Below are 22,533 nucleotides of genomic sequence, written 5' to 3'. Positions count from 1 at the left end.
TCTTTTTAGGCTGTGAGTTTATTATTTTAACCAATGGTTAATTTTATAAATGGCTCTGTTTTAATAGAGTTTTGATTTTAGCTATCCAATAAGACCTACTTAATTTTGCAGAGAGTTTCTATTGAATATTCCAGAATAATAGCTAAAGCGAAGAAACTCCCATTGGTCAAACAACTTCGCTTCTTAACGCTATTATTCTTACATATTCAATGAAACTCTAAGCCGCTTATTAAGATGGTCGTAAAGTTATATCTAAAATCAAAACTAGTTTAAAACAAAGCTTAATATATTTATAGCTTTGAAATAAATTTAGAAATTTGTCAAAACTAATAATAGTGAATAAGAAGATATTATAACAAAAGGATAATAATTTGGGAGTGATACTTTGAAAAAGGTCATAATTGCAGAAAAACCATCTGTTGCTAGAAATATTGCAGATGCATTTAATATTAAAAAGAGAAAAGATGGATACTTTGAAGGAGAAGAGTATCTTATAACTTGGGCTTTTGGTCATCTATTACAACTATTTGATGCAAAAGATTATGATGAAAATATGAAAGGATGGAGAATGGAAAAATTCCCATTCATTCCTGAAACATTTAAGTATAAGATAAAGCAAGATTCTTTAAATAGAAATATGGTTGATAAGGGTGCTGAAAAGCAAATAAAAATAATAAAAGGCCTTATTGATAGAGAGGATGTTGAGTGTATAATATCAGCAACGGATTTTGATAGGGAAGGGCAAGTAATAGCTGACGAAATATTCCTTTATTTTAGAGAAAAAAAGCCTGTTTATAGACTTCTATTAAATGAGTGGACAGCAGATGAGGTTAAAAAAGGAATGGAAAAACTAAAGCCTAATTGCGAGATGCAATCTCTTCAAGATGCTGGTATAGGAAGACAGTGGGCTGACTGGATAATTGGGATAAACTTAACTTCTGTTACAACAATAAAATATAAATTAAATGATGGCCAAATTCTCAACATAGGAAGAGTTCTTCTTCCAACTTTAAAGATAATTTATGATAGGGATAAGGAAATAGAAAACTTTAAATCAAGTGCCTATTATAAATTAAACGCCACATTTAAAACATCTTCAAATGAAGAATTTGAGGGAACATATTATGAAAATAACTCAGAAAAATTTGAAGATAAGAAAATGTTAGATGAGATTAAAGCTAAACTTAAAGATAAAAATGGAGAAATTATAGAAAAACAAACTGAAAAGAAAAAAGAATATCCTCCATTTTTATTTAATCTTTCAAATCTTCAAGGATACATAACAAGTAAATATAAGGGGTGGACTTCAGATAAGGTTTTAAAGGTTGCTCAGTCTTTATATGAAAAGAAATTTATAACATATCCTAGAACAGGAAGTGTGGCCTTAGAAGAAAGTTTAGTTGATAGAACAAGAAATGTTTTAGAGAAGTTAAAGGTTGGATTGCCATATGAAGAGCAAGTTAAATTTGTTAAGAGTAAGAGAGTTTTTGATAACTCAAAGGTAGAAAGCCATAGTGCCATAGTTCCAACATACATGAAACCTAATAACTTAACTCAAGATGAGAGAATAGTTTATATGGCAGTAAAAAATAGATTTTTAATGCAGTTTATGCCTGTTGCTGAATTTGAAGAAACAAAAATAACAACTAAAATAAATGAACCAGAAGTTAAAGGGATATTTGTTTCAAAAGGTAAAGTTCAGCTTGTTGAAGGATGGAGAGTAGTAGAAAAGATAGATAGTAAGGATACAATACTTCCTATGGTAAAGGAGAAGGATATTGTGGACTTAGTTGATAGTAAAATAAATAAGGTAACTAAAAAACCACCTAAAAAACATACTGAAAAAACTTTATTAAGATTAATGGAGACTTGTGGTAAGAGTTTTAAGGAGGATGCTGAGGAAGATAGTGAAGAGATCATGGCATCAATATTAAGTGGATTTAGTATAGGAACACCAGCAACAAGAGCGGAAACAATTAAAAAGCTTAAGGATGTTGGGTATATAACAACCAAAGGAAAAAGTTTAACTTGTACTGATTTAGGAAGAACAATTGTTGAAATATTCCCAGTAAAAGAGCTTTTAGACCTAGAATACACAGGTAGACTAGAAAAAACTCTTTCAGACATAGAAAGAGGAAAAGTTAAAAAGGAAGATTTCTTAGAACTTATAAAAAACTTCACTTTAGAAGGAGTTAAAGCCATAAAAAATGATGATTCCATGGCAAAGCACATAAAAGTTGAAGCCCCTGAAGGAGTAGAAGTATTAGGTGTTTGTCCTAATTGTGGAAACCCAGTTATAGAAGGAGAAAAAGGTTTTGGATGTGTAAACTGGAAGAATGGATGTAAATATACTATTTGGAAAAACGATAGATATATAACTTCCTTTGGAAAAAGAGTAACACCTCAAATGGTAAAACTTTTATTAGCTAATGGAAAAGTAGGTTTTAGAAATCTAAAAAGTAGAAAAGGAAATACCTTCTCAGCATATTTCTTCTACGAAAAAGATGAAGAAAAAGGATACTTCAAATGGAGAATGGAATTTATTTAAAGTAATATTTAAATATAATTAAAGGTTAATTTATAGAGGTTTGTCTTTTAGATTAACCTCTTTTTATATATAAAATTATTATTTTAACTTAAAATTAAGTAGACTTAAATGGATGGTTAAAATCAATACTTTCTTAAAAAAATAAAAAAACAGTGATAAAATCACACTGTTTTTTATTTGGCAAAATTTAATATTAATGCTGCCAACATATATATAGGTGGTGCTAAGAAAACTGTTATTAATCCTGCTACCCCTATTGATAATGAACTCATGGCACCGTGAGTTTCACCTATTTCTAAGGCCTTGGTAGTACCAACGGCATGTGAAGCTGTTCCAAATGAAACACCCATAGCAACGGCATGTTCTATTTTTAAAACTTTACATACAATAGGGGCTACTACTGCACCTGTGATACCTGTTATTATGATTGCAACTACTGTGATTGAAGGAATTCCACCAAGTCCACTAGCTACTTCAACTCCGATTGGTGTTGTAACTGATTTTGGAACTAGGGAAGCTATAAGTTTATGGTTTATTCCTAAGAAATATCCCATTATAACAACACAAGACATAGAAGCAAAACTTCCAACTATAATTCCAGTAATAATTGGAACAAAGTGATCTTTTAATAATTGTAGTTGTTTATATAGAGGAACTGCTAATATTACAGTAGCTGGTCCTAAAAAGGCATTTATGAAATTACCTCCAATATTATAAGTTTTAAAACTTATATGAAATGTAACAAGCACTGCGATTACTAAAGCAATTGCAGTTAGTAGTGGATTTAAAATTGGCATTTTTGTTTTTTTATAAATGGTCATACCAATTTCGAACGCAAAAAGGGTTAATAAAATTCCGAATAAAGGATTACTAACAATGTTGCTCATTAATGTCATCTCCTAATAATTTTTTTTCTTTTCTTCTAATTAAAGCCTGTACAACTAATCCTGTCACACCTATTACTACAAATGTTGATGCTATACATATTACTAATAATTTTAGAATATTTCCTTTTAATAATCCAAAAGTTGTCATAAGACCAACACCTGCTGGAACAAAGAAAAAGGCTAAATGGTCTAAGAAAAATTGAGCTACAGTGTCTATAGCGTCTACTTTGACAACTTTAGTACATAGTAAAACTAATAATAGTAACATACCAATAATATTTCCTGGTACACTATGTATAAAGTTTTTAGAAATAAATTCGCCTATGAAGTATATAAAAACTACTATAAGCATTTCTCTTAAAAGCTTCACTAGATAATCACTTCCTTTTTTAAAAAAATATAAGGAACTTTTTAAAGTTCCTTATACATTATAGAATGAATTTATATTTTTAGCTATAATCAAAAATCATAAAAATTAAGGATTTATAGTTATTAAAGCGTTTTCTATATCATTTTTTGATAAGTTGCTTAGAATAGACTCATTATACTTAAGCGCTTTATTTAAGTTTTCCTTAGCTTTATAAAAATCTTCTTTTTCTTTTGAAATAAGACCCATAAAATAGTATGGTTCAGAGAAATTTGTACATTCATCAATTAAATCATTAAAATAAAAACAAGCTTTTTCAATATCCCCAATTCTATAAAAAACCTCTCCTAAGTTTGCTCTTAATATTTGACTTAAATCATCTATTTTTAAGCCCTCAGTACTTATTGCTATTGCTTTTTCAAAATCTTCATTTTTAATTAATACATATCCATAAATTTCATAAAATTCTAAAGAGTTATATCCACTTCTTTTTAAATCATCAAGAATTTTAAGAGAAGTTTTTATATCGCCAATTTTCCAATATATTATGGATTGTAGTAAATCAAGTTCATTTGCATCATTAGGTGAAAATTTTCTTTTAGAAATAATATTATTTAATGTGTTTAACCCTTCTTCAAAAGAATCATTCTTAATTTCTAAAAGTATATAAGTTTTAATTGCTTTTACATTAGAATTTTGACAAAATGCAGCTTTTTTATAATATTCTATGGATTCTTTTAAATTTCCTAACTTTAATAGTTTAGCCCCTTTAAACATATATATTAGGTGTTTGTTGATTGTTAGCTTAAATATAAGGAATGATAAAAGTAATATGCTACCAAGCAGTAAATTTACTTTTATAATCACAAAAATTAAGCCTATTAATATAATAAGGTCTAATAAATTTTTAAAACTACCTTCAGTCATAATATAATCCCCCTTTTATTAGTTTATTAAGAAAATTATACCCTATTTAACAGGGGGATAATATTGAATTTTTATAAAAGATGAATGTTGTTTTCTTCACATTTTGTTATCATATCTTTATCCCATATGGAGGCTTGAACTTCTCCAATATGAGCTTTTCTAAGAAAGAACATACAAATTCTTGACTGACCAATTCCACCACCTATTGTATAAGGCAATTTTCCTTCAAGAAGCATTTTATGGAAAGGAAGATCTTTTCTATCTTCACAGCCTGCAATTTTTAATTGCTTTTGTAAGCTTTCTTCATCAACTCTTATTCCCATAGATGAAAGTTCAACAGCCTCATCAAAAAGAGGGTAGTAGAATAATAAATCACCATTTAATGTCCAATCATCATAGTCTGGACTTCTATCATCATGCTTTTCTCCAGATTTTAGTTTACCACCAATACCTATTATGAAGACTGCTCCATATTCTTTGCAAATAGCAGTTTCTCTTTCTTTTGATGTAAGGTGTGGATATTTATCCTCTAGTTCCTGAGATGTTATAAACTTTAATTCTTCAGGAAGTAATTTTTCTAAATGAGGATATTTTGAAACTATAAAATCTTCTGAATCTTTAAACGCTTTATAGATTGATTTTACTGTAGTCTTTAATGTGTCTAAATTTCTTTCATCTTTACTTATAATTTTTTCCCAATCCCATTGGTCAACATATATAGAGTGAATGTTATCTAAGTCCTCATCTCTTCTTATGGCATTCATATCAGTGTAAAGTCCTTCACCATGTTCAAACTCATATCTATGAAGTGCAAGTCTTTTCCACTTAGCAAGAGAGTGAACTATTTGAATATTAAGGTCAGGCATAGCCTTCATGTCAAAACTAACAGGTCTTTCTACACCATTTAGGTTATCATTTAATCCTGAACATTCACTTACAAATAGTGGAGCAGAAACTCTAGTTAGGTTTAAGTTTTCTGCTAATGAATTTTCAAAAAAGTCCTTAAGATCTTTTATAGCAATTTCTGTTTCTTTTAATGATAATAAAGGTTTATATTCTTTTGGTATAAATAATTTTTCCATTTAAAAAACTCCTTAACAAATATTTTTACTTTAAATTAAATAATTTTACTATATTAGTTTAAATTATTTTAATAAATTAATTCTTGTTTATGGCCCCAAACAAGTTTTTATTTAACTTAAAAAATTTTATACGTATAAAAATAGGTGTATTTTTTTATAATAAAAAAAGCCATCATCCTATAATTAAATAGGACGAAGGCTATAATATCTCCGCGGTACCACCTATGTTAGTACAAAAGCACTCACTTTAAACCAGTGCATCTTAACACTGTTCTTCTTTTAACGGAAAGAAAACCCGTCTAAGTCTACTGTCTAATAATTTAGAGTTCGGTTAGAAGCTCAAGGATGTTTTTCATCAAAGGTATAGTATGAGGCTTACACCATCCCTCAATCGCTAAAACTCTTTCCAAAGATTACTTCTTCCTATCAATGCTTTTGTAAATTTTGTTTATTTAATAATTAATATACAACATAATTAAGGATTTGTGAAGAGTTTTATGAAAAAAATTAAAATTTTTATGATATAATGAGGAAAAAAGGTGATTATTTTGAATTTTAAAGGAGAATTTTATGATAAAAGCAGTTTTATTTGACTTAGATGGAACATTAATAAATAGTAATGATTTAACACTTAAATCTTTTCAAAGCACATACAAAGAAATTATGAATTTAGAACCATCTGAAGAGGAAATAAGAATGAATTTTGGTAGACCACTACATATGATTTTTAAAGATTATGATGAAAATAGAGTTGATGAAATGATAACATTTTATAGAAAAGTAAATTTAGAACTTCATGATAAAGAATGTAAAGAATTCGTTGGAGTAAAAGAGATGTTAGAAGAATTAAAATCTCAGGGAATAAAATTAGGTGTTGTAACTTCTAAGAAGAGGGATATGGCAGAAAGAGGAGCTAAATTAATGGGTATATTTAAGTATTTTGATACTTTTATTACTCCAGAATCTACAAATAAGCATAAACCAGATGGAGAGCCAGTTCTGAAAGCTTGTAGTGAGATAGGAGTTGATGTTAAAGAAGCTATGATATTAGGAGATTCACCATATGATATTTTGTCAGGAAAAAATGCAGGGATAAAAACTTGTGGAGTTACTTACACTGCTTTGCCTTTATATAAATTAGAAGAGAGTAATCCAGATTATTTTATAGACAAGCCCAATGATTTATTAGATATTATTGAAAAACTTAATGCATAATAAACAATATATTTAAAAAACTATATAAGATAAATTAAAATTAATATTGTGATTTCAGAATAATATATTAAAAATAAAACTTATGATTTCTTCTGCATAGCTTATAGTTTTTGGATTTCATAATAATTTATTAAAAATAAAAAAAGATTTAGCCTAAGACTAAATCTTTTTTTATTATATTAAAATATTCTTCTTCTACGTTTTCTACGTCTTCTTAAGTTGATAGTTCTTATTAATAATAAGATTAATACTATAACAACTACAATTAATACCAATATTCCAAAGTAACTTAGTAAGTTTGCTTTTATAAGTGTAAATGTACTTATTTCAGCTTGAACAGGATAGTTTTTACTATAAGCTCTTTGACTTACTGTAACATGGGCAGCTTCTGGATTAGAAGCTATTTGCCAAGCATTCATACCTTTTAAATCTATTGATTTAGTAGTTTCTTTTTTGTTTACAGTATTGTCATAATAATTAATATTTTGTGTTGAGTTAAAGGGTACATCTATAGTCTTTTTAGGGCCAAACCATCTAAATAATTTATATTGTACAGGAATAGTATCAACTGTAGTATTTGCTTTGATATAAGGAACTTCTTTTACATCATAACTATAGTTCATGATTTTGTTCATATCATTAAATACAGTTTCATCCTTGGCATCATATTGAGAGTCTAAAACAGCTCCAACTATTTTTCTGCCATTTCTTTCATAAACTGTAACTAAACATCTTCCAGCAGGAGTAGTAAATCCAGTTTTTCCACCAATATTTCCGTCTATACCAAGGTCTTTATTTCTGTTATGTAAAATTACTTTTTTTCCGTTAATAGTAATTGTGCTTTCTTTAAGTCCCATAGTTTCTTTAATCCAAGGATTTTTAAAGGCATTTCTAAGTATAACAGCTATATCGTAAGCTGTTGTATAGTGATTATCTCTATGAAGACCATTTGGAGTAACGAAATGAGTATTTTTTAACCCAAGTTCTTTAACTTTTTGGTTCATCATATCACTAAATTTTTCAGCATTTCCTGCAACCCCGTCAGCTATTACATATGCAGCATCATTTGCTGAGAACATAAGTAATGCTTTCATTAAATCATTATTATTCATTGATTCTCCAACTGGGATAGGGCCAAAACTACCATTTAATGTGTATGGTTGCTGATTTTTCGCATCAGCTGTGTAAGGAAGAGAATCTGTTTTCTTTGCATTTTCAGCGAATAAAAGGCCTGTCATAACCTTTGTGGTACTAGCTGGGTATGCTTTGTCATCAATTCCTTTTGCATAAATAATTTCTCCAGTATCATAATCTAGAGTAACAGCATATTTTCCAACTATATCAGGTTGTTGAAGTTCGGCAGCATGTACGGTTGTTTTTGCTGGTGTGAATAATGATACTGATAAAGCGACTAATAGTGAGCTTAAAAGCTTTTTCTTAAATCTAACCAATTTTCATCTCTCCTAATTTTTAAATCTCATTAAACTTTTTTTATTATAACATCTATAGGGGATAATAACAATAATAATAGAATTTACAGTGTAGACCTTTAATGATAGAAATTACTTGAATTTTACTATATAATATAAGATATTTTAAATAAAAAATAAGATATATTCCTAAAAGTTGATTATGTCTTAAAGAAATAAAATAATTAATTAAATGAAATAATTAATTAAATGAAATATGGGATGTGGTATATATGAAATCATTAACTGTAGATGATATTTTAAAAAAGAGTGAAATTGGAACATTGAATCCACTTTTAGTAGAAGTAGATAATGAAGTTTTACCAATAATTTTTGTTAAAGATTACTTGGAAGTGTTAGGTGATTTGAAAGATGAAGTTTTGGTTGGATTAAAAAGTAGCATCATAAGTAATAAAAAAATAGATTTATTTTTAGTTATGCTTAGATTTGATAACAGAGAAGATACTACTTACGATTTATGGCTTAATTATGGTTTTCAGTGGCATTTTGAATTTTTAAATGCATTGCTAAAATCTAATAGAATACTTATAGATTTTAGAGATGAAGAGAATAATAGAGTAAAGACTATTGAGTTAAATAATACAATAATAGAAGATTTAACTAAATATAAAAATGAATGTGAAAGCACTATACTTGTTAAAGAGGGAAAAGAAGAAAATATAATAATGGTTAATAATATAAAAAAGTATGAAACTTGGAATAATGATGAAGCTTTAGAATTAATGGATGAAGTTTTAGAAGATTATGAAAGTATAGAGGATATGTGGGATAATCTATAGAGTTATAGAGTGAACATAAGATTTATATGTTAGTTATTTAAATGTAGGGAAAATATGGTCTAGGTTTAAAAATTCATATAAATAATTTCTTTAATAAAAAAAGGCCTTAATTCAAATAATAAATTTGAAGGAGGTTGATAAAAATGAAGAATAATAAAAAAGAAAATAGAAAAAGAAGAAAAGGACACGAACCAAATGATGGAATTTTCATATCATACAAGGATAATGAAGAGTTCAATATGGATGGAAGTGCAAGATATGGTGCGGAACAGGATAGCTGTGATGCATAGAATATAAAAACCTTTTTAATAAAGTTTTTATGTAAGTTTAAAGAAGATAGCTTATATAATTAAATAAAAAACACAGGTATGTATATACTTGTGTTTTTTGATTTAATTAATACTAAGATTACATGTATTTAAAAGTAAAACTAATTTTATCTATTAGTAAGTTATAAATTTTTTTTATAAGTAGCATTCTAAGCATAAATTAACACATCTTTTAATATTAATTATAATTAGAAGATTGATATATAATATAGGTTTCAAAATTAAGTGGAAATAATAAGTTAATAATGAATAATTTATGTGAATTTAATTTCTAATAATTACATAAATGTAATAGTATAAGTATAATATATTTTAAGGGAAATAATTTTTAGGGAGGAATTTTCATGAGTTTAGAGAAAAGTCTTGTTTTAATAAAACCTGATGCAGTTGAAAGAAATATTATAGGAAAAATATTAGAGGTTTATGAGGGAGCAGGACTAAAGATAAAAGCTATGGAGATGAAACAGATTAATAAAGATTTTGCTGAAAAGCATTACAAAGAACATGAAGGAAAACATTTTTTTGATTCTCTAATAAAATATATAACTAGAAGTCCACTTATAGCTTTAGTTATTGAGGGAGAGGATGCAATCAAAAAAATTAGAAGTTTAAATGGTCCTACAAATCCAGAAAAGGCTGAATTTGGCACAATAAGAAGAAGATTTGCCTTAAGTAGTAAGGAAAATTCTGTTCATTCATCAGACTCATTAGAAAGTGCAAATAGAGAAATAAAATTATGGTTCCCGGAAATATTAAGTGAAAAAATATGTGGATAATAAAAAACATGTGCTAAATCAGCACATGTTTTTTTATTAGTAAACGCATTTTATTTCTAACCAAGCTTCATCATATTTTCTTAATATTTTTTCTGGTAAAGAAACAAATACTTCAGAGTTTTTTATAGATTCTGGATCAGGATAGGCTACTTTATTATCTTGTACTTCTTTAGGAAGTAATTTATAAGCTTCTGTATTTGGAGTAGAGTATCCTATATATTCAACATTTTGTTTGGCATTTTCTGGATCGCAAAGGAAGTTTATGAATTTTTCAGCATTTTCTTTATGCTGAGCATTTTTAGGTATTGCAATTGCATCAAACCATTTATTTGTTCCTTCCTTAGGAAGTGCATAGGCTAAATCAGGATTTCTTTCCATCATAGTAACAGCATCTCCAGACCATGCAACAGCAAGAGAAGCTTCGCCAGCGACCATAACATCTTTAACTTGGTCAACCATATATGCTAGTATTAATCCAGCTTTTTTCTGTTTCATAAGTTCTAGTTTAGCTTTTTCTATTTGGTCTAAATTCTCAGTGTTTAAAGAATATCCAAGTTTTTTCTCAGCAACAGCCATAGCATCTCTAACACTATCAGGCATTATAACTTGATCTTTATACTTTTTGTTCCAAAGAATATCCCAGCTATCCACAGGGTCAGTTACTTTTTTCTTATTATATATAATACCAACTGTTCCCCACATATATGGGACTGAATATTCATTTGTTGGATCATAAGCTAAATTTCTAAATTGTTTTCCTATATATTTATAGTTAGGAATATTCTTATAATTTATTTTAGCTAACATATTTTCTTTTTTCATTTTCTGAATCATATAATCTGAAGGTATTACTATATCATAAGATACATTACCACTATTAAGTTTTTGATACATTATTTCATTAGTATCATAAACATCATATTTAACATCTATTCCAGTTTCAGACTCAAATTTAGTAATAAGGTCTGGATCAATATAATCTCCCCAGTTATAAACATAAAGAACGTTACTGTTATTTTGAGCTTTAGAATTATCTTCTTTTTTCGCTCCACATCCAACAAAAAGAGATGCAGAAAATAATGCTACACAAGCTATTGATAAGAATTTTTTAATTTTCATATTAACGTTCTCCTTTCACTAAAGATTGTTTTTTGTTAGCTATAAGAAGTAATGCAAGAATAACTATAAACATTAAAGTTGATAAAGCATTTATTTCAGGAGAAATTCCTCTTCTAGCCATAGAATAAATTTCTATTGAAAGATTTGAAACCCCAGGTCCTGTAGTGAAGAAACTTATAACAAAATCATCAATTGACATTGTGAAAGCTATTAAAAATCCAGCAGCTATACCAGGCATTATTTGAGGTATTATAACTTTTCTTAATGCATATGAAGGTGTTGCACCTAAATCTAAGGCAGCATCAGTAAGATTTGGAGGAAGCTGTCTTAATTTTGGTAAAACAGATAATATAACATATGGAATATCAAATGTTATATGAGCTAAAAGCATAGTCCAAAATCCAGGTTTTAATCCAAATAATATACCAGCTATTGCAAATAAAGTCATTAATGAAATACCAGTAACTATATCAGGATTTAAAACTGGTAAGTAGTTTACATTAAGAAGTAAAGTTCTAGGCCCTTTTTTCATATTATTTATTCCTATGGCACTTATAGTACCTATTATTGTGGAAACAACGGAAGCTATAACGGCAATAAGCACTGTGTAATAAAGGGCTTCTAATATTCTATCGTTTTGAAGGAGAGAAGTGTACCAATCAAAAGTGAAGCCTTCCCAAACAGCCATAGATTTTGAACTGTTAAATGAGAAGATCATTAATGTTACGATTGGTGTATATAGGAATATGAAAACTATAGCTAGATAAAATCTAGATATAAAATCATTTAACTTTTTTATCATGACTATTTACCTCCTTCTTTGTTAGTCTTTTCATATTTAGACATAAATCCCATAGATATTAAAATTAATATCATCATGAAGATTGATAAGGCAGAACCAAAGTTCCAGTTACCTATTGTTGTGAACTGTTGTTCAATAAGGCTACCAACTAGCATATACTTTCCACCACCTAGTAGGTTAGGAATTACGAAGTTTGATACTGCTGGCATAAATACCATTGTTATACCTGAAATTATTCCAGGAATACTAAGTGGTAAAACAACTTTTCTGAAAGCTTGAGATTTAGTAGCACCTAAATCATAAGCAGCATTAACTAAGTTTTTATCTATTTTTATAAGTACAGTATATATTGGTATAACCATAAATGGTAAGAAGTTATAAATCATACCAAGTAATATGGCACCATCTGTATAAAGCATTTTTAGAGGACCTATGCCAATATAACCTAATAATGTGTTTATAAGCCCATCTCTACTCAATATTGCCATCCATGCATATGTTCTAAGTAAAAAGTTCATCCACATTGGAAGTATAAATAAAAGTATTAATATATTTCTTCTCTTTATTGGAAGTTTAGAAATTATGTAGGCCACAGGGTAACCAACTAATAAACATAAAAAAGTTGATAAAAATGCAAGCCAAATAGAGCGTACAAATACTCCAAAGTATATTGGTTCAAATAATCTTTGGAAATTTTCTAATGAAAATACAAATCTTCCATCAACTTTTGAGGTAAAGCTGAAGAAAACTATTAAAAGTAAAGGGATAACTATGAATAATGCACTCCATACTACATATGGATAAGCTACAAAGGATAATTTTTTATTAGAATTTTTCATTTTTAAACATCACTCTCTTTTTTCATTATGTGTATGCTTTCAGGATCTAAGCTTAATCCAATCTTACTTCCTATTTCAGCATGCTTTGTATTGTGTAATATCCAAGTGTAGTTTTCATCCTTTACTTCTATTTCGTAGTGAACACCTTTGAAAATAATAGAGCTAACAGTTCCTTTTAACATACCATCTTCGTATTTAACAATTTCAAAGTCTTCAGGTCTAATAACAACCTCAATAGCTTCATTTTTATCAAAGCCTTTATCAACACAGTCAAATACTTTGCCAGCAAATTCAACTTTGAAATCCTCTAACATAGTTCCATCAACTATGTTGCTTTCTCCTATGAATTTGGCAACGAATGAGTTAACAGGTTCATTGTATATATCCTCTGGAGAACCCATTTGTTGAATCTCACCTTTATTCATAACAACTATAGTATCAGACATTGTTAAAGCTTCTTCTTGGTCATGAGTTACAAAGATGAAAGTAATACCTAATTTTTGTTGTATTTTTTTTAGTTCTATTTGCATTCCTTTTCTAAGTTTCATATCTAAGGCGCCTAGAGGCTCGTCTAATAAAAGAACCTTTGGTTCGTTAACTAAGGCTCTTGCAATAGCAACCCTCTGTTGTTGACCACCACTTAGTGATTCAATATCTCTATTTTCAAATCCTTCAAGTGCAACAAGTTTAAGCATTTCTTTTACTTTTTCATCTATAACTTTCTTAGAAAGTTTTTTTAACTTTAATCCAAATGCTATATTTTCATAAACATTCATATGAGGAAATAGAGCATACTTTTGGAATACTGTGTTTAATTGTCTTTCATAAGGTGGTATATCATTAATAATATTATTTTCAAAGACCACCTGACCGCTATCTGCAGTTTCAAATCCAGCTATTATTTTTAAAGTGGTTGTTTTACCACATCCACTAGGTCCTAAAAGAGTTAGGAATTCATTCTTTTTAATGTTTAAAGAAAGGTTATCTAAAATGGTGTTTTTACCATATGCTTTAGTTATTCCTTTTAATTCAATAATATTATTATCTTTCAAATTTAACACCTCTGCTTTCTAATTTTTATATTAAAATGATGGTGGAGTACTTATCCAAATAACTTTTGCAGAAACTTTTCCCGCATTAGATATATAATGATTTGATTTTGGTTTGAAATAAAAACTCTCACCTTTTTTTACTTTTACTTTTTTATCTCCTAAATGAAGGTAGATTGTTCCTGATAAAACATATCCAAATTCTTCTCCTTCATGAGGTTCTTCTTCTATGTACTGGCCTCCTGATTCAATGGTAATCATTATAGGTTCCATGTCATTTTTTTGAGCATTTGGAACTAACCACATAAGATTATATTTTAGTTCTTCATTTTCTGTCTCGAACATATCATCCTTTGAAAAGACAATCTTTTCATTTGTATCCTCGCTAAAGAATTCCGTCAGATTTGTACCTAATGTATCTAATATGTCTATTAAAGTAGCTATTGATGGAGAAGTAAGGTCATTCTCAAGTTGAGAAATAAATCCTTTAGATAATTCACATCTATTTGCTAATTCTTCTTGTGTTAACTGTTTGGCCACTCTGAGACGTCTAATTTTATCTCCTATTTCCAAGTTTCACACCTCTATTTCATTAATTATCAGTTTTACTAAACTTAAAGTTTAAAATTACTAAACAAACATAGATAATTATAAATAGTTTTTCGGTAAAAATCAACAAAAAAATAATGAATAATATTTACAATTAAAAGTTTATGAAGAATAACAAAGTGGGAATTTTTATTAGTAGCATTAATTACAAAGGTAGGAATATATAGTATTAGTAAATTAAAGAAGAATAATTGTTTAATTGTAAGCAAAAAATTTCACAGTTTGTGGTAATTATGATAAAATACTCTTAAATTAATAAATGATTGGTGTGGTAGTTTGATGGATAAAAGAAATTGTTATAGGAGAGAGGGGAGAAAAATATACATAAGAACACCTCGCTTAGAAGAATTAAGTTATACAGAAAAACTATGGGGTGATATGGATAGTATGACTGATGTAGGGAAAACAGTATCTTTTCCAAGTTATAAGTGGGATGGTTTTTATAAAAAGATGGTAAATCCAACAGATGGAAGAAATCTTTATTGCCTAGTATTTGACTATAACGATAATCCAGTTGGAGAAGCTAGTTTCCATGGATATGATTCTATAACTAAAACGGCTAGATTAAATGTTAGAATAGAAATTTCCAAGAGAAATAAAGGATATGGGAGAGAAGCTGTTCAGCTTATATTAGAATTCTTCTTTTATGAATTTGGGGGGCTATATATGTTAGATACAGTCCCTTTAGATGGAAATAGAGAAAGGTTAGAGAGATTTGGATTTAAAATAATGTATAAAAATAAGGAAAATTATTCTTATAGATTATTTAAGGAGGATTTTAAAAATACAAATAATATTGTTTTAAAAGATAGAGTAATAGGAATATTTATATATGAAGATATGATTTTAAGTTCAGCAATATCTTTTATAGAAATGGCTGAAAGAATAAATAGGATTTTAGAAAGAAAACTTATTTCAATAGAACTAATAGGAACTCAAAAATCATTAAGTCATAGGAATTTTTACAATATATATTTTGAAAATCTTAAATCCATAGAAGAGGTTGATTTAGATGTTTTAATAGTTCCATCTAGTAAAACAAATAAAATTAATATAGATGAAGATTTTAATAGTATTTTAAAAAGTATAAATGGATGTGAGAGAGTTCTTGTTTTAGGAAATGGAATTATACCTTTTATCAAAAATAAGCTTTTAAGAGGGTTAAAAGGGTATTATTATAAGGAATGGAAAGAAGAAATTAAAGAAGAGCTTGGTTCAATTACTTGTTCTGAGGAAAATGTAATTGATAATGGTAGATTTATAATGGTTAAAAAAAAATCTTTTGAAGTAGAAGGATTTAAATACTTGATGAAAAAACTTTTTGGAGAATCTATATTAGATGAATTAGATTTTTAATTTGAAAAATTCTACTTAATTAGATTGAATAGGAGTTGTTTATTAAATGATAAACATTAAATTAGATGAAGACAAAAGAGGAAATGTAGTTTTTAAGGCAGATATTGATGAGGTACATAAGGAAAATAGAATAATAAAAAGAGCTTTATTTGAAAGTAGAGTGGTTAAAAACAGAGAAGAATATAAATATAACATACCTATGAAGTATTTTTGGCCAATACTAAGTAATGTAGAAAAAGACATAATTAACATAAGTTGTGAAAGCAAGTTAGAGGTTTTAGAATTTTCAGATGAATATGAAGAGGTTTATTATTATAGTTTTAAGGCTACACCTTCATATATGAGAAAATGGAGAGAAGAGGGATGCCCTTCAATATCAAAAATTAAAATAGATTTAGAAAACTTAGAACTTGAGAAGAAAGTTGTTTTCGAAAGATTGATATAAAAAAAGCTTTGAGAAATTAATCTCAAAGCTTTTTGTTTTTATTGCCATTCTTCTACGTTTTCTAATCCAGGGATATTTTTTGCTTTAAATACTGGTTCTTTAATTCCTGCTTTCTTTTGATCTGTATAATCTTTAAGTGCAAGGAATGCATATTTTCCAAGGAATAAGATTGATATTATATTTAATATAGCCATTAATCCCATGAATAAGTCAGCTAAATTCCAAACTAAAGCAACTTCTGTAACTGATCCAAATAAAACCATACCAATAACAATTATTCTATAAACATTTAAAATCCATTTTTTAGAGTTTATAAATTCTATGTTTGTTTGACCATAATAGAAGTTACCAACTATTGAACTAAATGCAAATAGTAATATACATATTGCAATAAAGTAAGCTCCGAAAGGTCCTATTTGAGAAACAAGGGCTTTCTGTGTTAATTCTATACCTGTTAAATTTGTTCCTATGTATGATCCTGATAAAAGGACTATGAAAGCTGTACATGAACAAATTAATAAAGTATCAGTGAAAACACCTAATGTTTGGATTAATCCTTGTTTAACTGGGTGTGAAACAGTAGCTGTGGCTGCCGCATTTGGCGCACTACCCATACCAGCCTCATTAGAGAATAATCCTCTTTTGATACCTTGCATTACTGCTGCACCAAGTCCACCTGCTACAAGTTGATTCATTCCAAAGGCTGATTCAACAATAAGTTTTAATACTGAAGGTATTTCAGTTATGTTTAAAAGTAATACTACTATAGCAATTAGTATATAAGCAACTGCTAATATTGGAACTATTATTTCTGAAACCTTAGCTACTCTGTGTATTCCACCAAAAATAACTAATGCAGTTATTATTGCTAAAATAATACCTATTGACAATCTTGAAAATCCGAATGCACTGTGGAATGCAATACTTACAGTGTTAGCCTGAACAGCGTTGAATACAAAACCGAAACATATTGTTATAAGTATTGAGAATAATATACCTAGCCATCTTTTTCCTAGTCCTTTTTCCATGTAGTAAGCAGGACCACCTCTGAAAGTATCATTATCTTTAATTTTATATATCTGTGCTAGTGTACTTTCAACAAAACTTGATGCAGAACCTATTAAAGCAATAATCCACATCCAGAAAACAGCACCTGGACCACCGATTGATACTGCAATCGCAACACCAGCTATATTACCAGTACCAACTCTTGAAGCCGTACTTATACAAAAGGCTTGGAATGAAGAAACCCCACCTTTTTCTTTATCTGATTTTCCAAAGCCATCACCTAAAAGACGGAACATTTCTTTTATGTATTTAAATTGAACGAACTTAGTCTTAAAAGAAAATAAAAGACCTGTAAAAATTAATAAAACGATTAGTACGTATCCCCAAAGGAAACTGTTAAAATTAATTACTACATTGTTTACTGAGTTCATAATTTCATTAAGTGTGTTCATAAATTCCTCCTTCTGTAAAAATATAATTTCTCGATTTATATAACATTTATAATTTATTTTAATACGAAAGTTGAAAAAATGCAAGAGTTAATATAGGATTATTCATATAAACAGTGAGAAATAGTATGGTTTTAGACGAATATGAATGATTGTAAAAAGGAGTTGTTATGAGGAGGAGTGTATATCTTTGGTTTAAAGGGATGGATAAAAAATAAATAAAGCTACCGAGAGAATGTAAAATCTCGATAACTTTATTTGGATATCATATAAAATGCAAGTTGATATTAGTTTTATTGCATTTTAATGCTTTGTTAATCATCATTAGGAGATGATGTAGGTGGTGTTGTTCCTGTATTATTATTTCCAACTGATGGAGGAGGTATTATTTCTTCAGATTGACCTGAGGTTGAAGGAATAACATTTTGATTTGTACTGTTATCTGTGGTATTTCCAGGATTAGTTTCTGGAGTTTCAGGTTTTTTAGATGAATCACCGTCATCATCAGGTTTATCTTCTACATGAATTGAAGTCATATCATCGTATTCTGTTGGTACCACATATTTTGAAACTAGAGTTTGACCTATTGTTCCAGTTCTACTTAAGAATATTTTTTCAACGACTAAACTTGATGGAGTTTTATCAGTTGCAAGTTTATTATTTAATCTATTTACTTTAACTTTTACATGGTGATCACAATATTCAGAAGGAGCAGTTCCATCTACAAACCAGTCATAGTAAACTCTACTTCCTCTAGGATCGTGAGCACACAATGATGTTGGTTTTAACCCAGAATCCATACATACAGCAACTTTACTGATTCCACCTGGATTTTGAACTTCTTTATATTTTAATCCCTCATGAGCTACTTTCATTATTTTACCGAATAATGGAGGAGTTACCTTACCACTACTTGTTCCCATTTCTCTTGGTTTATCATAACCAATCCAAACAGCGCCTGAATAATAAGGCGTTAATCCTGCAAATAAGTAGTCTTTATCACCAGTTGTTGTTCCAGTTTTACCTGCAACAGGAATATTGCCGAATTTTGCAGCTTTTGCTGTGTAATTTTCAACTGGTTCTTTAAGCATATCATATAGTATATAAGCAGATTGAGGACTGAATACTTGAGTTTCTTCTGGTTTAGTTGTATCTAGCAAAACTTTTCCACTAGAATTTAATACTTTAGTATAAAGTTTTGCTTCAGTTTTAATACCATTGTTACCAAATACACCAAAGGCAGAAGCTAATTTATAAACATTTCCTCCATCTGGATCATTAGGATCACTTTGGAATTGACCTAATGCAGTTGTTGATATTCCTCTAGAATTTGGTCCAAATACTAAGCCGAGTTTTTCTCCATAAGCTATAGAGTTTGCTGTTCCAACTTCATTTGCAACCTTGATTGCACCTATATTACTAGATATTTTTAAGGCTTCTCTGAAAGTTAGATATCCTTTATAATTTCTATATTCATTTTTAGGTTGTGATTTATACCCTGTTGAAGATAATTGTTTTTTTGTAAGTGGAGAATCATCTACAACAGAACCTGCTCCACCAAGACCTAAATCAATAGCAGGGCCATAAACAGTCAATGGTTTTATAGTTGAACCAACTGATTTTAAGTCATAGTAAGCTCTGTTGTGAGACATTGGTGGTTGTTCACCTCTACCTCCTATTAAGGCTTTAACATGACCAGTTTTATAGTCTATTATTGTGGCTGCAGCTTGTAGAGTATAAATTCCATTTTCATTTTTTTCATCAGGGTTTTTAGTAATAGCCCAATAATTATTTTTATCATCTAATATTTTCTGAACTTTATTTTGTAATTTTCTATCCATAGAGGTATAGATTTTCAAACCACCATTAGCCACAAGTTTATCAACTTCTTCTTGAGTATATTTATATTTAGTCATTAAATCTTGTTTAACTTGAGTTATGGCAGGTCTTGTAAACCACTCGAAATTAGTTTTTGTTAGCTTATTATTTGGAGTGAATACAATTCCTTTTGTATCTATTTCATGTATAGCATTATCATATTGTTCAGTAGATATATATCCTAGTTGATGCATTTTAAATAAAACAGATTTAGTTCTATTTATATATCTTGATTTTCCAGGTTCTTTTTGGTTAGCTTCTGAAAGTCCATCGTAAGTAGTTGGAGCTTGAGTAAGTCCGCCTAAATATGCACATTCAACTAAAGTTAAGTCAGAAACATTTTTACTAAAGAATCTTTGAGAAGCAGCTCCAACACCATATTGGTATCCACCCATTGGAATTGTGTTAAGGTAAGTAGTTAAAATTTCATCTTTACTCATCTTTTTCTCAAGTTCTAAGGCTAAATAAATTTCTTTTATTTTTCTCTCATAACTAACTTCATTTGTAAGTACTGCATTTTTTATAAGTTGTTGAGTTAGAGTAGAAGCTCCCTGAACAGAATTTCTACCTGATAATTTGTTTTTAAAGTTTATAATAACAGCACCAAAAATTCTTTTAAGATCTATTCCTTTGTGCTCATAAAATCTTTCGTCTTCGATAGCTACAAAAGCGTTTTTAAGGTTATCAGGGATTTCGCTTGATGATACTACATAACGTTGTTCACGTGTAATAACATTATCCATAAAATCGCCTTTATCATCATAAATAATGGATGGCTGATTTAGAGATTGTATTGCTTTTACATCCAATTTTGGAGCAGAACTTATTACTGAAAGAACGTAAACTCCAAGGAGTGTTACAGCAGTTATTCCTAAGGCTAAAATCGTTATAAAGAACCATTTAAAAAATTTCTTTACTTTTGATTGATTTTTAGGCTTTTTAGATTTTTGCTGATTATCTTTATGCTCTCTTTTTTTGTCAGTCATTTTTTCCTCCTAACATAATAAAACTTTATATTTCTAATAAATTACATAATTATATTATTATATATTTAAAGAAATATTATATAATATTATAGCATAATAATATTAAGAGTAAACTAATTTATAAGAGGTGCAACCCTTGTATTATATAAATAAACATAAACAGAGAAGAGTTTGTTTTAAAAAATATTTAATAATATTTTTAGTAATAAGCATTATAGCATTTATAAGTTTTATATATATTTTTGATAAAATAATTGCATCTACTGTTTTATTGGTTGCAGATTCAGAAATGCAAGCTAAAACCGTAGACGTAATTAATAAAAATATAGTTGAGGTATATAGCGAAAAATTTAATTATGAAGATTTGATTAATATTGAAAAGGATGAAAATGGAAATATAAATATGCTAAAAGCGGATACAATAAAGTTAAATGATTTGGCTACTGAAGTTTCTATAAAATCTCAAGAAGATATAAAGGAAATTGGATCAATAGGGGTTAAGATGCCAATTGGATATATAACAAAAAACAATATAATGTCATACTGGGGACCTAGCATAACTGTAAAGATGGAGCCAATAGGAAGGGTAGAGGTTGATTATGAATCGATTTTTGAAAGTGCGGGTATAAATCAGACTAGACATAAAATTTTTGTTAATGTGAAAACTGATTTGAAAATAATACTTCCTCTTCAGTATAAAGAGGTTCAGGTAGTTAATAAAATTCCTTTATCAGATACAGTTATAGTTGGAAAAGTTCCAGAGTATATTGGGGGTGGAAATATGCTTAAAGGAGATAGAATTTCAAAAGAGAAAAAAATTGAGAATTAGAGAGTTTAAATAATTAAAATCTTTTTTAATAAAGAGTGTGATTGAGAAAGGTTATAACATAGATAAGTTGGCTTTTATGATATGAGAATATATTAAAAAATAACAAGTTAGGGCATGGAAAAAGGAGGGAATCCCTCCTTTAATAATTTGAAAATAATTATTTTTCCCAGTTGAATATATAAGGTATATTTCTGTAGTGGTCACCGTAGTTTAGTCCATAACCAACAACGAATAAATCTTCAATTTCAAAACAACAGTAGTTAGGTTTTAAGTCAACCTTTCTTCTAGATGGTTTATCTAAAAGAGTACAAGTTTTAACTGATTTAGCACCTAATTTTTTTACATGGTTAATAACAAAGTCCATTGTTATTCCAGAGTCAATTATATCATCAACTATTAATACATCTAATCCTTCTATGTTATCAGGAATATCATTAACAACTTGAACTATTCCTGTACTTTCTTCTCCATGTCCATAACTTGAAGTAGTCATGAATCCTATTTGAGTTTTAGTATCAATTGCTCTTACTAAGTCAGCTGCAAAAATGAAACTTCCTCTTAATAATGATAAAACGTAAAGATTTTTATCTTTGTAATCTTCGGTTAATTTTTTACCTACAATGGCTATTTGCTCTTTAATTTGTTCTTCAGAAAGTAATATATTTCTGTTTTTATCTTCCATGATTTTCTCCCCTAACTTTGTTGTATTATTTACAATATTGTATTTATAGTATAAAATTAAATGAAAATTGTCAAGAAACATA

21 protein-coding genes and 1 other annotated feature are annotated in these 22,533 nt (G+C 28.5%); of the genes, 8 read left to right on the top strand and 13 right to left on the bottom strand.

The annotated features are described in order from the left end of the window. The first annotated feature begins 385 nt into the window (after positions 1 to 385). Positions 386 to 2,548, top strand: a complete 2,163-nt coding sequence (locus Q1K13_RS02075) for a type IA DNA topoisomerase (protein ID WP_300347363.1) — start codon at positions 386 to 388, stop codon at positions 2,546 to 2,548. Positions 2,549 to 2,721: 173 nt separating this feature from the next. Here Q1K13_RS02075 and Q1K13_RS02070 read toward each other — a convergent pair whose 3' ends face one another. The 4 genes from Q1K13_RS02070 to asnA all read right to left on the bottom strand — a co-directional run bounded on the left by Q1K13_RS02070 (position 2,722) and on the right by asnA (position 5,811). Continuing rightward, the gene (locus Q1K13_RS02070) at positions 2,722 to 3,435 is read right to left on the bottom strand and encodes an LrgB family protein (protein ID WP_300347362.1); all 714 of its coding nucleotides are present in this window, start codon (positions 3,433 to 3,435) and stop codon (positions 2,722 to 2,724) included. Next, positions 3,419 to 3,805, bottom strand: a complete 387-nt coding sequence (locus Q1K13_RS02065; protein ID WP_300347360.1) for a CidA/LrgA family protein — start codon at positions 3,803 to 3,805, stop codon at positions 3,419 to 3,421. The genes Q1K13_RS02070 and Q1K13_RS02065 overlap by 17 nt, the downstream gene beginning before the upstream one ends. A 105-nt stretch (positions 3,806 to 3,910) precedes the next feature. Beyond that, on the bottom strand, positions 3,911 to 4,729 hold the full coding sequence (locus Q1K13_RS02060) for a tetratricopeptide repeat protein (RefSeq protein ID WP_300347358.1): 819 nt from the start codon (positions 4,727 to 4,729) through the stop codon (positions 3,911 to 3,913). A 71-nt stretch (positions 4,730 to 4,800) separates the two neighbouring features. Next, on the bottom strand, positions 4,801 to 5,811 hold the full coding sequence (gene asnA / locus Q1K13_RS02055; RefSeq protein ID WP_300347356.1) for an aspartate--ammonia ligase: 1,011 nt from the start codon (positions 5,809 to 5,811) through the stop codon (positions 4,801 to 4,803). Between the two features lie 185 nt (positions 5,812 to 5,996). Then, positions 5,997 to 6,250 (bottom strand) — a binding site (T-box leader). A 131-nt stretch (positions 6,251 to 6,381) separates the two neighbouring features. Between asnA and ppaX the strand changes: the two genes are divergently transcribed. Beyond that, a complete protein-coding gene (gene ppaX / locus Q1K13_RS02050; RefSeq protein WP_300347354.1) occupies positions 6,382 to 7,026 on the top strand; it encodes a pyrophosphatase PpaX in 645 nt (214 codons plus the stop codon). 179 nt (positions 7,027 to 7,205) lie between these two features. Here the strand turns inward: ppaX and Q1K13_RS02045 are convergent, their stop codons facing one another. After that, entirely contained in the window at positions 7,206 to 8,477 is a 1,272-nt protein-coding gene (locus Q1K13_RS02045; protein ID WP_300347352.1) for a D-alanyl-D-alanine carboxypeptidase family protein, read from the bottom strand. A gap of 251 nt (positions 8,478 to 8,728) precedes the next feature. Between Q1K13_RS02045 and Q1K13_RS02040 the strand changes: the two genes are divergently transcribed. The 3 genes from Q1K13_RS02040 (at position 8,729) to ndk (ending at position 10,400) form a co-directional block, all read left to right on the top strand. Further along, positions 8,729 to 9,295: a hypothetical protein gene (locus Q1K13_RS02040; protein WP_300347350.1), complete on the top strand. Its 567-nt coding sequence runs from the start codon at positions 8,729 to 8,731 to the stop codon at positions 9,293 to 9,295. Positions 9,296 to 9,438: 143 nt separating this feature from the next. After that, positions 9,439 to 9,585, top strand: coding sequence for a hypothetical protein (locus tag Q1K13_RS02035; protein WP_300347347.1), 147 nt, complete (start codon positions 9,439 to 9,441; stop codon positions 9,583 to 9,585). A 383-nt stretch (positions 9,586 to 9,968) separates the two neighbouring features. Continuing rightward, positions 9,969 to 10,400: a nucleoside-diphosphate kinase gene (ndk, locus tag Q1K13_RS02030; RefSeq protein ID WP_300347345.1), complete on the top strand. Its 432-nt coding sequence runs from the start codon at positions 9,969 to 9,971 to the stop codon at positions 10,398 to 10,400. Positions 10,401 to 10,436: 36 nt separating this feature from the next. Here ndk and Q1K13_RS02025 read toward each other — a convergent pair whose 3' ends face one another. The 5 genes from Q1K13_RS02025 to Q1K13_RS02005 are packed head-to-tail and all read right to left on the bottom strand — an operon-like array spanning position 10,437 to position 14,782. Then, positions 10,437 to 11,519, bottom strand: a complete 1,083-nt coding sequence (locus Q1K13_RS02025; protein ID WP_300347342.1) for an ABC transporter substrate-binding protein — start codon at positions 11,517 to 11,519, stop codon at positions 10,437 to 10,439. A 1-nt stretch (position 11,520) separates the two neighbouring features. Beyond that, positions 11,521 to 12,321 (bottom strand): ABC transporter permease, encoded by an 801-nt coding sequence (locus tag Q1K13_RS02020; protein WP_300347340.1) that lies wholly within the window; start codon positions 12,319 to 12,321, stop codon positions 11,521 to 11,523. A gap of 2 nt (positions 12,322 to 12,323) precedes the next feature. Then, the gene (locus Q1K13_RS02015) at positions 12,324 to 13,160 is read right to left on the bottom strand and encodes an ABC transporter permease (protein ID WP_300347337.1); all 837 of its coding nucleotides are present in this window, start codon (positions 13,158 to 13,160) and stop codon (positions 12,324 to 12,326) included. Positions 13,161 to 13,162: 2 nt separating this feature from the next. Then, positions 13,163 to 14,212: a spermidine/putrescine ABC transporter ATP-binding protein gene (gene potA, locus Q1K13_RS02010; protein ID WP_300347336.1), complete on the bottom strand. Its 1,050-nt coding sequence runs from the start codon at positions 14,210 to 14,212 to the stop codon at positions 13,163 to 13,165. A gap of 30 nt (positions 14,213 to 14,242) precedes the next feature. Then, positions 14,243 to 14,782: a helix-turn-helix domain-containing protein gene (locus tag Q1K13_RS02005; RefSeq protein ID WP_300347334.1), complete on the bottom strand. Its 540-nt coding sequence runs from the start codon at positions 14,780 to 14,782 to the stop codon at positions 14,243 to 14,245. A gap of 315 nt (positions 14,783 to 15,097) precedes the next feature. Between Q1K13_RS02005 and Q1K13_RS02000 the strand changes: the two genes are divergently transcribed. Beyond that, positions 15,098 to 16,174, top strand: a complete 1,077-nt coding sequence (locus tag Q1K13_RS02000) for a GNAT family N-acetyltransferase (protein ID WP_300347333.1) — start codon at positions 15,098 to 15,100, stop codon at positions 16,172 to 16,174. 46 nt (positions 16,175 to 16,220) lie between these two features. Beyond that, a complete protein-coding gene (locus tag Q1K13_RS01995; RefSeq protein ID WP_300347331.1) occupies positions 16,221 to 16,619 on the top strand; it encodes a hypothetical protein in 399 nt (132 codons plus the stop codon). 38 nt (positions 16,620 to 16,657) lie between these two features. Here the strand turns inward: Q1K13_RS01995 and Q1K13_RS01990 are convergent, their stop codons facing one another. Further along, on the bottom strand, positions 16,658 to 18,058 hold the full coding sequence (locus Q1K13_RS01990) for an alanine/glycine:cation symporter family protein (RefSeq protein WP_300347437.1): 1,401 nt from the start codon (positions 18,056 to 18,058) through the stop codon (positions 16,658 to 16,660). A 332-nt stretch (positions 18,059 to 18,390) separates the two neighbouring features. Continuing rightward, positions 18,391 to 20,940 (bottom strand): transglycosylase domain-containing protein, encoded by a 2,550-nt coding sequence (locus Q1K13_RS01985; RefSeq protein ID WP_300347328.1) that lies wholly within the window; start codon positions 20,938 to 20,940, stop codon positions 18,391 to 18,393. A gap of 136 nt (positions 20,941 to 21,076) precedes the next feature. On the opposite strand from Q1K13_RS01985, the gene yunB reads away from it, so the two are divergent. Continuing rightward, positions 21,077 to 21,769: a sporulation protein YunB gene (yunB, locus tag Q1K13_RS01980; protein ID WP_300347327.1), complete on the top strand. Its 693-nt coding sequence runs from the start codon at positions 21,077 to 21,079 to the stop codon at positions 21,767 to 21,769. A 157-nt stretch (positions 21,770 to 21,926) separates the two neighbouring features. Here yunB and hpt read toward each other — a convergent pair whose 3' ends face one another. Beyond that, complete coding sequence (gene hpt / locus Q1K13_RS01975; protein WP_300347325.1) at positions 21,927 to 22,451, bottom strand: hypoxanthine phosphoribosyltransferase; 525 nt, start codon at positions 22,449 to 22,451, stop codon at positions 21,927 to 21,929. Between the last annotated feature and the right edge of the window lie 82 nt (positions 22,452 to 22,533).

This window comes from Clostridium sp., from assembly GCF_029267215.1.
Classification (GTDB): Bacteria; Bacillota; Clostridia; order Clostridiales; family Clostridiaceae; genus Sarcina.
Note: the sequence above shows the minus strand (reverse complement) of the source record. Positions and strands in the feature narration are given on the sequence as shown.

Excerpts from the sequence above, each read along its gene's own strand:
- Q1K13_RS02070 (WP_300347362.1), bottom strand. The coding sequence starts at position 3,435 with ATGAGCAACATTGTTAGTAATCCTTTATTCGGAATTTTATTAACCCTT.
- Q1K13_RS02060 (WP_300347358.1), bottom strand. The coding sequence starts at position 4,729 with ATGACTGAAGGTAGTTTTAAAAATTTATTAGACCTTATTATATTAATA.
- asnA (WP_300347356.1), bottom strand. The coding sequence starts at position 5,811 with ATGGAAAAATTATTTATACCAAAAGAATATAAACCTTTATTATCATTA.
- ppaX (WP_300347354.1), top strand. The coding sequence starts at position 6,382 with ATGATAAAAGCAGTTTTATTTGACTTAGATGGAACATTAATAAATAGT.
- Q1K13_RS02040 (WP_300347350.1), top strand. The coding sequence starts at position 8,729 with ATGAAATCATTAACTGTAGATGATATTTTAAAAAAGAGTGAAATTGGA.
- Q1K13_RS02035 (WP_300347347.1), top strand. The coding sequence starts at position 9,439 with ATGAAGAATAATAAAAAAGAAAATAGAAAAAGAAGAAAAGGACACGAA.
- ndk (WP_300347345.1), top strand. The coding sequence starts at position 9,969 with ATGAGTTTAGAGAAAAGTCTTGTTTTAATAAAACCTGATGCAGTTGAA.
- Q1K13_RS02025 (WP_300347342.1), bottom strand. The coding sequence starts at position 11,519 with ATGAAAATTAAAAAATTCTTATCAATAGCTTGTGTAGCATTATTTTCT.
- Q1K13_RS02020 (WP_300347340.1), bottom strand. The coding sequence starts at position 12,321 with ATGATAAAAAAGTTAAATGATTTTATATCTAGATTTTATCTAGCTATA.
- Q1K13_RS02015 (WP_300347337.1), bottom strand. The coding sequence starts at position 13,160 with ATGAAAAATTCTAATAAAAAATTATCCTTTGTAGCTTATCCATATGTA.
- Q1K13_RS02000 (WP_300347333.1), top strand. The coding sequence starts at position 15,098 with ATGGATAAAAGAAATTGTTATAGGAGAGAGGGGAGAAAAATATACATA.
- Q1K13_RS01995 (WP_300347331.1), top strand. The coding sequence starts at position 16,221 with ATGATAAACATTAAATTAGATGAAGACAAAAGAGGAAATGTAGTTTTT.
- Q1K13_RS01990 (WP_300347437.1), bottom strand. The coding sequence starts at position 18,058 with ATGAACTCAGTAAACAATGTAGTAATTAATTTTAACAGTTTCCTTTGG.
- Q1K13_RS01985 (WP_300347328.1), bottom strand. The coding sequence starts at position 20,940 with ATGACTGACAAAAAAAGAGAGCATAAAGATAATCAGCAAAAATCTAAA.
- hpt (WP_300347325.1), bottom strand. The coding sequence starts at position 22,451 with ATGGAAGATAAAAACAGAAATATATTACTTTCTGAAGAACAAATTAAA.